This is a genomic window from Marinomonas piezotolerans, from assembly GCF_003362755.1.
Taxonomy (GTDB): domain Bacteria; phylum Pseudomonadota; class Gammaproteobacteria; order Pseudomonadales; family Marinomonadaceae; genus Marinomonas; species Marinomonas piezotolerans.
The window spans coordinates 194,494-207,611 of the sequence record NZ_QKRA01000001.1; the positions used below are offsets into that span (position 1 = coordinate 194,494).

Consider the following 13,118-nt stretch of genomic DNA (forward strand, 5'->3'; position numbering starts at 1 on the left):
CCTCATTCAGCGTGAAATTAGTCCGTCGTCGGATAATGTTTGGTTAAATCACGCTCTTGTTTCCATGCTTTCAGCAATGACCGAATAGAATCAGGACGAAATCCTCTAGCTTTTTGCTTTGCTCCAATTTCAAACAAAATTCGATATTGGTATAGAAGTGTGGAGAAAATCTCTTTCAACGGCGTATTTCTGTCCCAAATATGCGTAGCCTCGCTACTCGCGCCATTGATTTCCAAAATGGTAAAGTTCTTACCTTGCATAAATTGGTTTATGTTTTGAAATTTGATATCCAAGCGGCCGTAGTAGTACTCATCTACGTCTGCCAATATTTCATCTAATTTTTCAGTTAACGCATCGGTAATAAACGAATTGCCATTTCTAAAAATAGAGCCTCGACTATGGCTTCCCGCAAATGCCAATTGATACTCTTCGCCGTCTGGCAAAACCCAATCTAACTTTTCTTGATGGCGAGGTAGATACAGATGGGTTAATTGCCCAGCCCGTGGGCAGCGTTCAATGAGTTCTCTTAGGGTATGAATGCCATTGCCGACAACACTAGGGTTGTACTTCAACGTCATAGAGATGATTTTGCCTTTCTGTTCACCGGGGTAGCGGATATAGAACACGCCAGCTTCCGCGTGATAAGGTGCTTTCTGCTGTAACAAGAAGGTGACATTTTTTGGGAAAGAGTCGATGTATTCAGCAAGCTGCTGAGTATTATTGACTAGCTTAACGCCGACACCTCGACACCCCATATCGGGTTTTGCGACCAGTGGGAAGGTTAGGTTTTCGTTGGCGAGACCTTGAAGTGCTTGCTGTACTTGCTTATCAGTGGGTTCGTCTGTTCTGGTTAGAGTGATGTAAGGCGAGATCCAAGGCTTAGCAACGGAGCCAGCCAGTTGCAGAATATCATGTTTGGATTCTCCGACCATACCACTCAGTTTAATACTAGGGTTCGCGATCAAAGGTAGACGTAAATCCCCGTAACGTAGACCTAGCATTAAGCTCTGCATTACAACGGGCGTATAAAAAAACCAAGTTGGAAAGAATTCAAAAGGTGATACGGCATGATGACTGTCGATCTCTAAGCTCGGCATGCCGCCATTAATCTTGTTCTCTTGGATAGATTGAATATTCATGGTCGAATTCATAACAACTCTCTGGAAATAGAACGACGTACAATACGATTCATAATTAATAAAACCCCAGCCGCAATCGGTATTAATAACCATTGATATTGAGCAGTTTGTACCCAAGCTCGCGTCCCGAAATAGTACACAACACTAAATACAACCCCCGTCCATAGAGTCGTGGCAAAGATAACAGCACTTAAAAAAACTGGCAGCGGAATAAGAAAGAAACCGCTCATCGTGAATCCAACTGTCCGCAAGCCAGGAATAAAACGAATGACAAATATATTGAGAAAAGCATTGTTGTTAAGTCTGTTTCGTAGCCATTTAAAGTACGGATTCTTAAGCGCCTTATAACGTAAGTAACGTACTTTTCGAGCGATCAACCCCAAATAGTACAAACCAGCATCACCCGTAATAATGCCAAAGGCGATGGCTATCATCGCCAATGAAATAGGCAGCTTATCCTGCGCCGCTAAAGATGCTGCGGTCACGATGGCAAGGTCTTCTAATAGATAAGACAACAAGATGATGCCTACTATAAAAAACCAAATCGTATGGTGACCGGAGCTTAACTCTTGTAAAAAATGATCTATCAAATAAACCTCGAACCCTGAGCGCTTGGCACCTTTTATTTCTTATCAATTTGGTGTTTTTTAAATCTTGTTTCTGTTAGTCGTAACGTAGGCGGGATTTATTGCAGTTAAAGGGCATTATTTTTTAAATATTTTTAATCGAGATATAAAAGCAATGTTCGCTGGTTAAATAGTCTATAAAAAACAGGGGCTTGAAGATTAGTTTGATTTCGATGAACGGGGCATCGCTCATCTTAGTGATAAGATAATGCGGCTCTTGGTGCATCGCAGTAACATGTTTTTTGATGGGGAGCTTAGAGGTTTAGCTCGGGCTAAATCGATTGAAGAAGGGATTGAAAAATGGCCAACAATGTAGGGTGTTGGCCATTTTAAGTAGGTCAGCGTTTTGACAGAGGCCTAATTAAGCCCGCCAAATCGTTGATAAAACGCTTGTGACGCTTCTGGTAGCGGACCGTCTGCGGATTCTAGATTGTTCCCCAGCCACTTTTCGGCGGCAGGGGTGATTTTACGATAGATGTTACGACAGAGTTGTCTTGCTGCGCGACCTTCCCAATCTCCAGGGAGCAGCTCTTCAGGAAGAAGTGGATCACGTAGTAACAGTTTCCTGTACTCATGAATCAATAAGGTACGTGTCAGGAAGCAGGATTCAGGATCAAGGTTTTCCTTTTCATCCAGCTCTTGCCAAACTGGCCTAAACAGAGTGATGAATTCTTGGTAGTGAGCGCCCAGTTTATCAAGCTCCCAGCATTCTCTTACAAGCATTCGAATTTGTTTTCCTGCTAGCTCTTCCTGTTCATGTGTTCTAAAGACGATGACTTTATCTTGCAGCCCAGACGAGATGAGCGTCGTGTTGATATCGCTTAAGTTGGTGTTCGGGCTGCCCAATAGCTGACCAGTTAGCACAACAAAGCCTTGCCAACTAAGATCATCTAGAAGTTGCTTTCTCTCTTCTGCGGTGAGCTGCTGTGTCATGATCAAGCTCCAAGAGCCATCCCAAACCGTTTGATTGGTGCTGTAGACACGTCGGAATGCTTGTTCAAACTTACGTCGGCCGGACCCTGTTAAGCTGTAATAGCTTTTTCGTCCCACTTTGTCACTGGTTAACCAACCGTCTTGAGTCAATCGAAAGATGGTGGTTCGCATTAGCCTTTCATTAATGCCCATTGGTTCGAGCAGTTTGATTAAGCTACCCAGCCAAACGGTCCCTCCGTGAGGCTCGATTGCATCGCCGTATAATGTGATCACAAGTGACGATGCGCGTATGGGCTTTTGCTTCTGAAACCGAGTGATGAGCGTGTCTAAAGTGTTTATTTTATTCATTAGTAACTGGTGGTCCAGTGAGAAAAGTCGAACCGCTATTTTCTAAAACCTGCTCGACTTAGTAAAGTTAAATAGCCTTAAGCCACCTTAATCTAATTGATCTTAATAGCCATTCACATCAGCTTTTGGGTTGATGGGTACCCGTTTGTAAAGCGGGTCTTTCGGATTCAAGGGAAGTGAGAGGAGCACATTCAACCATTGATGTTAAGCAGCGTTTGGTCAGGTCGATGTATTCGCGTGTCCCTGTTTGTTTCCAGCTTAATTCGTCGTCCGTCACAGAGCGAACAATTTTCCCGGGTGTGCCCATCACCATAGATCTAGGTGGGCAGGTGAAGCGATTTTTTATAAAAGACGCCGCAGCGATGATCGACCCTTGGCCGATATTTGCATAGTCCATAACGACGGCATTCATACCGATTAGCGCATCTTCCCCAACAACGCATCCGTGTAAAACGGCTCCATGACCAACGTGGCCATGTTTACGAATAACGGTGTGGGTTTCCGCAAAACCGTGCACAACGCAATTGTCTTGAATGTTGGACTCTTCTTCCATCGTAATACGACCAAAGTCTCCTCTTAAACAAGCCCCAGGGCCCACGTAACAGCCTTTACCAATAATGACGTCACCGATCAAAACGGCCGTTGGATGGACATAAGCACTCGGATCAACGACAGGTGTGACACCGTCAATTTTGTAGTAAGGCATAGTGTGAATCCTTTTATTTGGTTCCATATTTGATATGGATTTTTGTTTTTGTGTGTCATATCACAATAAATTTATCTCTTTTTGATGAAAAAATCGAAGCTTTTAGGTGATGATTGCAAATAAAAATTTGTCTTAAAAATTTAACAATAGTGTATATATTTGATTTTTATAGACTTTTAATATCATTCGGTCTTGATGTTTTTAAGTAAAACAGGAAAGGATACAAAAAAATTTAAAATCTAACTTGTTTTGTATCAAATTATGGTTCATCTTAATATTTATTGAAACGTCGCTGAGCCTTCTGGGCAGTGTTCAGATAGGCAAATAAATAACAATAAGATCGAGTGTTTGAATCAAATGACAAGTAACAAATACCAATCATTGGTCGTACATCAAGTTGAGGATGGGGTTCAGTTGGTTCAGTTGAACCGTCCCGAAGCGCTGAATGCCCTCACCACAGGGTTGTTGGCCGAACTATCTGACGTCATGGACGCGGCTGAAGCCTCGAACGATATTCGAGCGTTGGTCCTAACGGGAAGTTTGAAGGCCTTTGCTGCGGGTGCAGATATTAACGAGATGGCTGAGCGCGATCTTGTTGGTATGTTGAACGATCCGCGGCAGCAATACTGGCAACGTATCACGCGTTTCTCAAAGCCTGTTGTAGCGGCCATTAATGGTTATTGTTTAGGCGGTGGCTGTGAGTTGGCGATGCATGCAGATATTCTGATTGCAGGGCGCGATGCACAGTTTGGTCAACCCGAAATCAACCTAGGTATCATGCCAGGTGCCGGCGGCACTCAACGTCTGCTGCGTGCCGTAGGTAAATCTCTCACCATGCAAATGGTGCTCACCGGTCAACCCATCAATGCCCAGCAGGCAAAAGAGGCTGGTCTCATCAGTGAAATAACCCAACCCGAACTCACCGTTACAAGGGCACTGGCATTGGCGAAAGTCATCGCAAGTAAGGGAGCCCTCGCCGTGCGTCTAGCAAAAGAATCCATTGTTAAAGGAATGGATACCGATTTGGCGACTGGCCTACGGTTCGAGCGTCATGCTTTCACTGTATTGGCTGGGACGAACGATCGAAATGAAGGGATTCAGGCGTTCAAAGAGAAGCGCCAGCCCAAATTTTCTGGACGTTAGAGATAAAGCGTTATTCTTCAATTCATACAGAGGCAACCCTAAATGAGCTTCGAACACATTTTATACTCAGTCGATTCGGGTGTGGCGTTACTCAGCTTAAATCGTCCCAAAGCGCTTAATAGCTTTAACGAGGCGATGCACTTAGAAGTACAACAAGCTCTCAAGTCTGCACTAAAAGATAAGCACGTTAGAGCGCTGGTATTAACCGCAGAAGGGCGAGGTTTCTGTGCAGGGCAAGACTTATCTGATCGCAATGTTGACCCCAACGCTGAGGCGCCTGATTTGGTTTTTTCCATTGAGCGTTTTTACAACCCACTTATCAAACAGTTGCAGTCTTTCCCCATGCCCGTGATCTGTGCCGTGAACGGCGTTGCAGCAGGTGCTGGCGCGAACATTCCACTTGCGTGTGATCTAGTTATTGCGGCGCGCTCTGCCAAATTTATTCAAGCATTTTGCAAAATAGGCTTGGTGCCTGATTCCGGCGGAACCTGGTTTTTACCGCGCCTGATTGGTATGGCCAGAGCCAAGCAATTAACCCTGCTGGGTGAGCCGCTCATGGCAGAGAAGGCATTGGAGTGGGGCATGATTTACAAGGTCGTGGAAGATGAAGCGCTTCGCGATGAAGCGATGTCTTTAGCGCGACAATTGGCGACTCAGCCTACGAAAGGGCTTTCCTACATCAAACGTGCACTGAATCAAAGCTTTGATCATGACTGCCACACACAGCTGGATGTCGAACGTGATTTACAGCGCTTAGCGGGTCAAACGCAAGATTATCGCGAAGGCGTAAAAGCCTTTATGGAAAAACGCACCCCAGAATTTAAGGGGGAGTGATTATGTCAGCATTACAAAAAGACATTGTTGTCGGTGTGATTGGTGCGGGTGCCATGGGTGCGGGCATTGCTCAGGTAGCGGCTCAAGCCGGGCACCAAGTGAAGTTATATGACAACCGTGATGGCGCTGCCAGCGCTGCGATTGATTCCATGGCGACGCAATTGGCGAAATTGGTTGAGCGTCAAAAATTCACTGCCGAGCAAGTTCAGCAAATTCTGGCGCGCCTGGAAGTGGCTCAATCACTGGAAGAGTTGTCCGGTGCTGGGCTAGTCGTTGAAGCCATTGTCGAAAACATCGACGTCAAAAAAGGCATATTTGATACGTTGGAATCCCTGTGCAGCAAGGACTGTATTCTCGCCAGTAATACCTCTTCGATATCCATTACCCGTCTTGCGGCGGGCATGAAGCATCCTGAGCGTCTGGTAGGGATGCACTTCTTCAATCCTGCGCCGATCATGAAGCTAGTGGAAGTGGTGTCAGGGTTAGCGACGGATTCTAAGGTGGCTGACTGCATTTATGAGACAGCGCTGCAATGGGGTAAAAAGCCCGTTCACGCCGCGTCCACGCCAGGATTTATTGTTAATCGTGTTGCTCGACCTTTTTATGCGGAAAGTTTCCGTTTGCGTCAGGAGCAGGTGGCCGATTGCGCGACGCTGGATGCCCTGATTAAGGGGGCGGGTGGTTTCCGAATGGGCGCGTTCGAGTTAACCGATATGATCGGTCACGATGTCAATTATGCGGTCACGTGTTCGGTGTTTGATGCCTATTATGGAGATTTTCGTTTTCAACCGTCGTTGATCCAGAAAGATTTAGTGGATGCCGGGTTTTTAGGGCGTAAAACAGGTCAGGGGTTCTACTCCTATCACGATGATGCAGATAAGCCACAACCACAACATGTGTCTGTTCCGTCTTCGGCTGGTCCCGTTAGCTGTGAGGTTTCACAAGAGCTAGGGCTGCTGTCTAAGTTGGTTGAACGTTTTGCACAAGCCGGTGCTCAGGTGACGGTGGTGCCCGATATGCCAAGTGGCTATCTAAAAGTAGATGGCGTAACGATGGCACTGACGGATGGCCGAATGGCGTGTGAACGAGCCAATGATGAGCAATTCGGCGAGTTAGTGCTAGTGGACTTGGCGCTGGATTACCAAGGTGTTGAGCACATTGCGTTAAGCCGCTCTGCTTCTACATCGGATGCAGCGTTCTATAGCGTTGTCAAATGCTTTGCCTTAGCAGGTATTACGGTAAGTGAAGTCGAAGATTCGCCAGCGCTCGTTGTGATGCGGACGGTGGCGATGCTCGCAAACGAGGCTTCTGATGCGGTGTTGCAAGGTGTTGCGACCGCCGATGGTGTCGATACCGCCATGTGTTTTGGTGTGAATTACCCTAAAGGCCCATTGGCTTGGGCAGATGCGATTGGTGTCACCCAAGTAGACAATGTGCTTCGCCATCTTCAGTTGTCTTATGGCGAGGACAGATATCGACCTTCTTTGTTAATGCGTCGCATCGCTTTAGTAGGAGGGCGTTTTCATGGCGAATAACACTCATGATAAGCAGGTCAGCTCGGAGCTTGCTCAGCGCTGCGCCCAGACATTGTATGATCGCGATGTTGCCACTCAGCATTTAGGCATGGCGTTACTATCTTCCGCGCCAGGCCAGTCAAAGGTGCGTATGACGGTACAGGATTTTATGCTGCAAGGGCTGAAAACGTGTCACGGTGGTTATCTGTTTACGTTAGCCGATTCTGCCTTTGCCTTTGCGTGCAATACCTACAATCAACCCACGTTTGCACTGGGATGTTCAATTGACTATGTCGCTCCAGCGTTTGAGGGTGATGTGTTAACTGCAACCTGTAATGAGAAAAGTCGTGGTGGCCGTACCGGTAACTACGATGTAGAGATCCACAATCAAAAAGATCAATTGATCGCCCTCTTTCACGGTAAGTCCTACCGCGTCCAAGGCGAAATACTTTCACAGGAGAATGTAAATGACTGATGCGCTAATTATTGATGCTATCCGAACGCCAATAGGGCGATATGGTGGTGCGCTATCGAAAGTCAGGGCAGACGATTTGGGGGCAATTCCCATTAAATCTCTTATGGAAAGAAACCCTACGGTTGATTGGTCGAAAGTCAGTGATGTGTTGTACGGCTGTGCTAACCAAGCTGGGGAAGATAATCGTAATGTGGCACGAATGTCTGCGTTGTTGGCTGGTCTGCCGCATAGCGTGCCCGGTTCGACGATTAATCGGCTTTGTGGTTCGGGGATGGATGCAGTCGGCCTAGCGGCACGTAGTATTCGTGCTGGAGAGGCTGGGTTGATGATCGCGGGCGGGGTAGAGTCAATGTCGCGCGCACCTTTTGTCATAGGTAAGGCGGAGCAAGCGTTTTCCCGTCAAGCAGAGATGTATGACACCACTATTGGTTGGCGCTTTGTGAATAAGCTGATGGCGGATCAGTTTGGTGTCCATTCTATGCCTGAAACCGCAGAAAATGTCGCGGAGGATTTTAACATCTCCCGTGAAGATCAGGATCTATTCGCAGTGCGTAGCCAACAGAAAACGGCGATTGCTCAAGAGAATGGACGTTTGGCGAAAGAGATTGTTCCGGTTGTGATCCCTCAGAGAAAAGGTGATCCCGTTACCGTCAGTCAAGATGAGCATCCTCGTGCGGACACGACCTTAGAGGTGTTGGCGAAATTATCTACGCCTTTCCGTCGCGATGGTAAAGGGTCTGTGACAGCAGGTAATGCATCCGGCGTTAATGATGGTGCGTGTGCCTTGCTGCTAGCGAGTGAAGAAGCGGCTAAGACATATGGCTTAAAAGCGCGAGGCCGAGTACTCGGTATGGCAGCGGCTGGCGTTGAGCCTCGTATCATGGGGATTGGACCAGCGCCTGCGTCTAAAAAGGTTCTCGAGCAAGTAGGGTTATCCATAGATGATATGGATGTGATTGAGTTGAACGAGGCGTTTGCTTCTCAAGGTCTGGCCGTATTGCGAGAGCTTGGATTAGCGGATGATGATGCGCGTGTTAATCCGAACGGTGGCGCTATTGCATTGGGGCACCCGCTGGGTATGAGTGGGGCACGCTTGGTCACCACGGCATTGAATGAACTCGAAGAGAAAAATAAACGATACGCCTTGTGCACCATGTGTATTGGCGTCGGGCAGGGTATTGCGATGGTCATTGAGCGACTCAGCTAACGTTGCCATCAAAACAATTAGGTTGCGCTGCACAGTGACAACGCAGCAATAAAGCATAAACTCTAAAAATAATAAAAGAGAGAGCATTATCATGGATATTCGTAGCCAGTTTATTCCAGATCAACTTGATCCAATGGAAACCGCCAGCATTGACGCGTTACGAGCGCACCAATTAGAGCGTTTGAAGTGGACAGTTCGGCATGCCTACAACAACGTACCGATGTACAAAGAGCGTTTTGATCAATTGGGTGTACACCCAGATGATATTAAATCGTTAGATGATCTCGCGAAATTTCCCTTCACAACTAAGTTGGACCTACGCGACAACTACCCATACGGCATGTTTGCGACGCCGTTGAATCAAGTTGTTCGTCTCCATGCTTCAAGTGGTACGACCGGTAAGCCAACGGTTGTCGGTTATACCCAAAACGATATCGATACTTGGGCCAATATTGTTGCGCGATCCATTCGAGCAGCGGGTGGGCGCAAAGGCGATGTATTGCATAACGCCTACGGTTATGGCCTGTTCACGGGTGGTCTAGGTGCCCATTATGGCGCTGAGCGACTCGGTTGTACGGTGATCCCTATGTCAGGTGGGCAAACTGAAAAACAAGTGCGCCTCATTCAAGACTTTCAGCCGGACATTATCATGGTGACACCGTCTTATATGCTGAATTTGTTAGATGAGATGGAGCGTCAGGGGATTGATCCGCTGGGCTTGAAATTGCGCTTGGGGATTTTTGGTGCTGAGCCATGGACCCATGAATTACGTCGCTCTGTTGAAGAGCGTGCTGGTATTCGCGCTATGGATATCTATGGTTTGTCCGAGATTATGGGGCCTGGTGTTGCAATGGAGTGTGCAGAAAGCCAAGACGGGCCGACGGTTTGGGAAGATCACTTCTACCCTGAGATCATTGATCCGAATACAGGTGAAGTGTTACCTGACGGTGAAATGGGAGAATTGGTGTTTACCAGTTTGAGCAAAGAAGCATTGCCGATGATTCGCTACCGTACACGTGACCTAACTCGGCTTCTGCCGGGAACAGCGCGACGAATGCGTCGCATTGATAAGATCACGGGCCGCAGTGATGACATGATGATTATCCGTGGTGTTAACGTCTTCCCAACTCAAATTGAAGAAGAAGTGATAAAAGTTAATCACTTTTCTGAAAATTATGAAATTCATTTGTATCGTAAAGGTAATATGGACGGCATGGACGTTCATGTTGAGCTGCGTCCTGAGTGTGCTAACTTTGATGAGCAACAAATCAATGGTGCCATCAATGAACTACGCCACCATGTGAAGTCCTCAGTGGGCATTAGCATTAATGTAACCCTAAGAGATATAGGCTCTATGGCGCGTTCTGAGGGTAAAGCGAAGCACGTTTACGACGAGCGAACCCCCGCCTAACTTATTTTACTATCCGATTAGATATAGCCTCTTATTTTAAGAGGCTAGGGATTTTTGTGTCCTGAAAATGTAATTTAACATGATACATAAAATTAAAATAATTCTTGAGTTTTTGTATCATTAGTCTATTCTGGATATTAATGAAATGACTTATATCTACGATATTGGAGAATTCTCATGTACGCACAGCAAGTAGAAACAGGGACGAAAGCCGTTAAATCTCTCGCCGAAATGGGGCCTGAGGAGCGCGCGTTTCAGGAAAAAATAGACGCAGAGATTAAAATCGAAGCGAAGAATTGGATGCCTGATAACTATCGTAAAACCTTGATTCGCCAAATCTCGCAGCATGCTCACTCTGAGATCGTGGGTATGCTGCCAGAAGGAAATTGGGTAACTCGCGCACCGACTTTAAAGCGCAAATTACAGCTAATGGCCAAGATTCAAGATGAAGCGGGGCATGGCTTATATCTATACAGTGCGATGGAAACACTTGGCGCAGACCGTGATGAAGAGATTGAAAAACTGCATTCAGGCCGAGCTAAGTATTCCAGCATATTCAACTACCCAACATTGAACTGGGCTGATATGGGGGCAGTGGGATGGTTGGTTGATGGCGCAGCGATTGTTAATCAGGTTCCTCTTCAGCGCACCTCATACGGGCCGTATTCCCGCGCCATGATTCGTATTTGTAAGGAAGAAAGCTTCCATCAACGCCAAGGTTACGAAATTCTTTTGCACATGATGCGTCACGGTACACAAGTGCAAAAAGATATGGTGCAAGATGCCATCAATCGTTTGTGGTGGCCGTCATTGATGATGTTCGGCCCAAGCGATGCGGAGTCTCCTAACTCAGCTCAGTCCTTGGCTTGGAAGATCAAACGTCATACGAATGATGAATTGCGTCAGCGCTTCATCGATCAAACGATTCCCCAATTAGAGCTATTAGGCTGCACGGTTCCAGATCCAGATTTGAAGTGGAATGAAGAGCGCGGTCACTACGATTTTGGTGAGATTCAATGGGATGAGTTTTACGAAGTGCTTAAAGGTAATGGCCCTTGCAACCGTGAGCGATTAGAAACCCGCCGTAATGCTACTCAAGACGGCGCTTGGGTCCGCGAAGCAGCGGTTGCGCATGCGAACAAAAAACAAAAACAACAGGCTGCTGCCTAAGAATCTGAGGTATTTCCTATGTCTGAGTGGACACTATACGAAGTCTTTATTCGAAGTAAACACGGTCTTAATCATAAGCATGTTGGCAGTGTACATGCTGTCGACGCTGAAATGGCAATAGAAAACGCGCGGGACCTTTACACGCGCCGAAACGAAGGTGTGAGCATTTGGGTAGCACCCTCTGCTGCGATCACCGCCACAGCAAGTGATGAAAAAGAGCCACTGTTCGATCCATCTGAAGACAAAGTTTACCGTCATGCAAGCTTTTATGAGTTGCCTGATGAAGTAGGGCATATGTGAGGTGGCTATGACTAAATACGATGACTTAACAGAGTTTCTATTGCGTCTTGGTGACAGTGCCTTGGTTCATGCTCAACGGTTATGCGAGTGGACCGGCCGAGCACCAGCTTTGGAAGAAGAGATGGGCATGATGAATGTCGGTCTTGATTTAGTTGGGCAGGCCCGCAATTGGTATGAATACGCTGCAGAGCGAATCGGCGATGGTACCGACGCTGACACGTTAGCGTTTCGACGGGACGAGCGAGCATTTCGTAACCTGTTATTGGTTGAACAGCCAAATGGTGATTTTGCTGTGACCATGACCAAGCAGTTTTTCTATGATGCATGGCAGTACCACTTACTCACGGCGCTTCAGCATTCCGGCGATGAGCGTATCGCAGCCATCGCTACGAAATCCTTAAAAGAGGTGACCTACCACCTGCGTCGCTCCAGTCAATGGATCGAGCGCTTGGGCGATGGTACTGACGAAAGTCACCAGCGTATGGAAAAAGCCATTGATACCGTTTGGCGATTCACCTTTGAGATGGTAGAAGCGAACGACAGTGAATCCGCTCTAGCATCATCAGGTGTCATTCCTTCTTTAGCTGATCTACCCGAGCAGTGGCTTGCAACCGTTAACGATGTTTTCCGCAACGCGACCCTAACCGTGCCAGATGCCCCAAGTACTTTTTACCTCAGTGCCCGAACAGGCATGCATACGGAGCACTTAGGGATTTTGTTGGCCGAAATGCAATTCTTACAACGAGCCTATCCCGATGCGAGCTGGTGAGTTAATTACCACTGACCTGCAAGGTCGTTCGGGGGACGAGACCGATATCCAGCGTGCTTACAGCGTGTTGGAAGAGGTGATGGACCCTGAAGTCCCTGTGGTAAGTGTCATGGATCTAGGAATCGTGCGCGATGTGGATTGGGCGGATGGCCATTTACATGTGGTGGTGACGCCGACGTATTCAGGTTGTCCCGCGACCGAATACATCGAAACAGCGATACGCGAGGCATTGCAAGGCGCAGGGTTTGCTTTTCCAAAGGTATCCCAGCGCTTAGATCCAGCATGGACGACGGACTGGATCACTGGTCAAGGTCGCGAGCGACTCAAAGCGTACGGCATTGCGCCACCCGTTGGGAGTTCCGATAAGCGTTCGTTAGTGTCGGGCGTCGCACAAGTCACCTGTCCTCATTGTGGTGGTGACGAAACGGAGCAATTAAGTGAATTCGGTTCGACAGCCTGTAAAGCCTTATATCGATGTAAGTCCTGTTTAGAGCCGTTCGATTATTTTAAATGTATTTGAGCCATAAATAACAATAACGTGGC

Annotated in this window: 14 protein-coding genes; 10 read left to right on the forward strand and 4 right to left on the reverse strand. The window is 47.2% G+C overall.

Features of this window, described 5'->3' with window-relative positions:
- Positions 1-17 precede the first annotated feature (17 nt).
- From DN730_RS00845 to DN730_RS00860, 4 genes are all read right to left on the reverse strand, one after another.
- Positions 18-1,151: an ATP-grasp domain-containing protein gene (locus DN730_RS00845; RefSeq protein ID WP_115466221.1), complete on the reverse strand. Its 1,134-nt coding sequence runs from the start codon at positions 1,149-1,151 to the stop codon at positions 18-20.
- Positions 1,148-1,729, reverse strand: coding sequence for a DedA family protein (locus DN730_RS00850; protein WP_115466222.1), 582 nt, complete (start codon positions 1,727-1,729; stop codon positions 1,148-1,150). Before DN730_RS00850 ends, DN730_RS00845 begins: the two co-directional genes overlap by 4 nt.
- A gap of 393 nt (positions 1,730-2,122) precedes the next feature.
- Complete coding sequence (paaX, locus tag DN730_RS00855) at positions 2,123-3,046, reverse strand: phenylacetic acid degradation operon negative regulatory protein PaaX (RefSeq protein WP_115466223.1); 924 nt, start codon at positions 3,044-3,046, stop codon at positions 2,123-2,125.
- Positions 3,047-3,164: 118 nt separating this feature from the next.
- On the reverse strand, positions 3,165-3,752 hold the full coding sequence (locus tag DN730_RS00860) for a phenylacetic acid degradation protein PaaY (protein ID WP_115466224.1): 588 nt from the start codon (positions 3,750-3,752) through the stop codon (positions 3,165-3,167).
- 357 nt (positions 3,753-4,109) lie between these two features.
- Between DN730_RS00860 and paaF the strand changes: the two genes are divergently transcribed.
- The 10 genes from paaF to paaD all read left to right on the forward strand — a co-directional run bounded on the left by paaF (position 4,110) and on the right by paaD (position 13,095).
- Positions 4,110-4,895 (forward strand): 2,3-dehydroadipyl-CoA hydratase PaaF, encoded by a 786-nt coding sequence (gene paaF / locus DN730_RS00865; protein WP_115466225.1) that lies wholly within the window; start codon positions 4,110-4,112, stop codon positions 4,893-4,895.
- A 42-nt stretch (positions 4,896-4,937) separates the two neighbouring features.
- Positions 4,938-5,729, forward strand: coding sequence for a 2-(1,2-epoxy-1,2-dihydrophenyl)acetyl-CoA isomerase PaaG (paaG, locus tag DN730_RS00870; protein WP_115466226.1), 792 nt, complete (start codon positions 4,938-4,940; stop codon positions 5,727-5,729).
- A 2-nt stretch (positions 5,730-5,731) separates the two neighbouring features.
- Positions 5,732-7,264, forward strand: coding sequence for a 3-hydroxyacyl-CoA dehydrogenase PaaH (gene paaH / locus DN730_RS00875; protein WP_115466227.1), 1,533 nt, complete (start codon positions 5,732-5,734; stop codon positions 7,262-7,264).
- On the forward strand, positions 7,254-7,718 hold the full coding sequence (gene paaI, locus DN730_RS00880; protein WP_115466228.1) for a hydroxyphenylacetyl-CoA thioesterase PaaI: 465 nt from the start codon (positions 7,254-7,256) through the stop codon (positions 7,716-7,718). Before paaH ends, paaI begins: the two co-directional genes overlap by 11 nt.
- The gene (pcaF, locus tag DN730_RS00885) at positions 7,711-8,925 is read left to right on the forward strand and encodes a 3-oxoadipyl-CoA thiolase (RefSeq protein ID WP_115466229.1); all 1,215 of its coding nucleotides are present in this window, start codon (positions 7,711-7,713) and stop codon (positions 8,923-8,925) included. The genes paaI and pcaF overlap by 8 nt, the downstream gene beginning before the upstream one ends.
- A gap of 91 nt (positions 8,926-9,016) precedes the next feature.
- Positions 9,017-10,336: a phenylacetate--CoA ligase PaaK gene (paaK, locus tag DN730_RS00890; RefSeq protein ID WP_115466230.1), complete on the forward strand. Its 1,320-nt coding sequence runs from the start codon at positions 9,017-9,019 to the stop codon at positions 10,334-10,336.
- Between the two features lie 177 nt (positions 10,337-10,513).
- On the forward strand, positions 10,514-11,506 hold the full coding sequence (paaA, locus tag DN730_RS00895) for a 1,2-phenylacetyl-CoA epoxidase subunit PaaA (protein WP_115466231.1): 993 nt from the start codon (positions 10,514-10,516) through the stop codon (positions 11,504-11,506).
- An 18-nt stretch (positions 11,507-11,524) separates the two neighbouring features.
- Positions 11,525-11,806 carry a 1,2-phenylacetyl-CoA epoxidase subunit PaaB gene (gene paaB, locus DN730_RS00900; protein WP_115466232.1) on the forward strand — a complete coding sequence of 94 codons (282 nt, stop codon included), beginning with the start codon at positions 11,525-11,527 and terminating at the stop codon, positions 11,804-11,806.
- A gap of 7 nt (positions 11,807-11,813) precedes the next feature.
- A complete protein-coding gene (paaC, locus tag DN730_RS00905; RefSeq protein ID WP_115466791.1) occupies positions 11,814-12,575 on the forward strand; it encodes a 1,2-phenylacetyl-CoA epoxidase subunit PaaC in 762 nt (253 codons plus the stop codon).
- Complete coding sequence (gene paaD / locus DN730_RS00910) at positions 12,562-13,095, forward strand: 1,2-phenylacetyl-CoA epoxidase subunit PaaD (RefSeq protein ID WP_115466233.1); 534 nt, start codon at positions 12,562-12,564, stop codon at positions 13,093-13,095. The genes paaC and paaD overlap by 14 nt, the downstream gene beginning before the upstream one ends.
- Positions 13,096-13,118 lie beyond the last annotated feature (23 nt).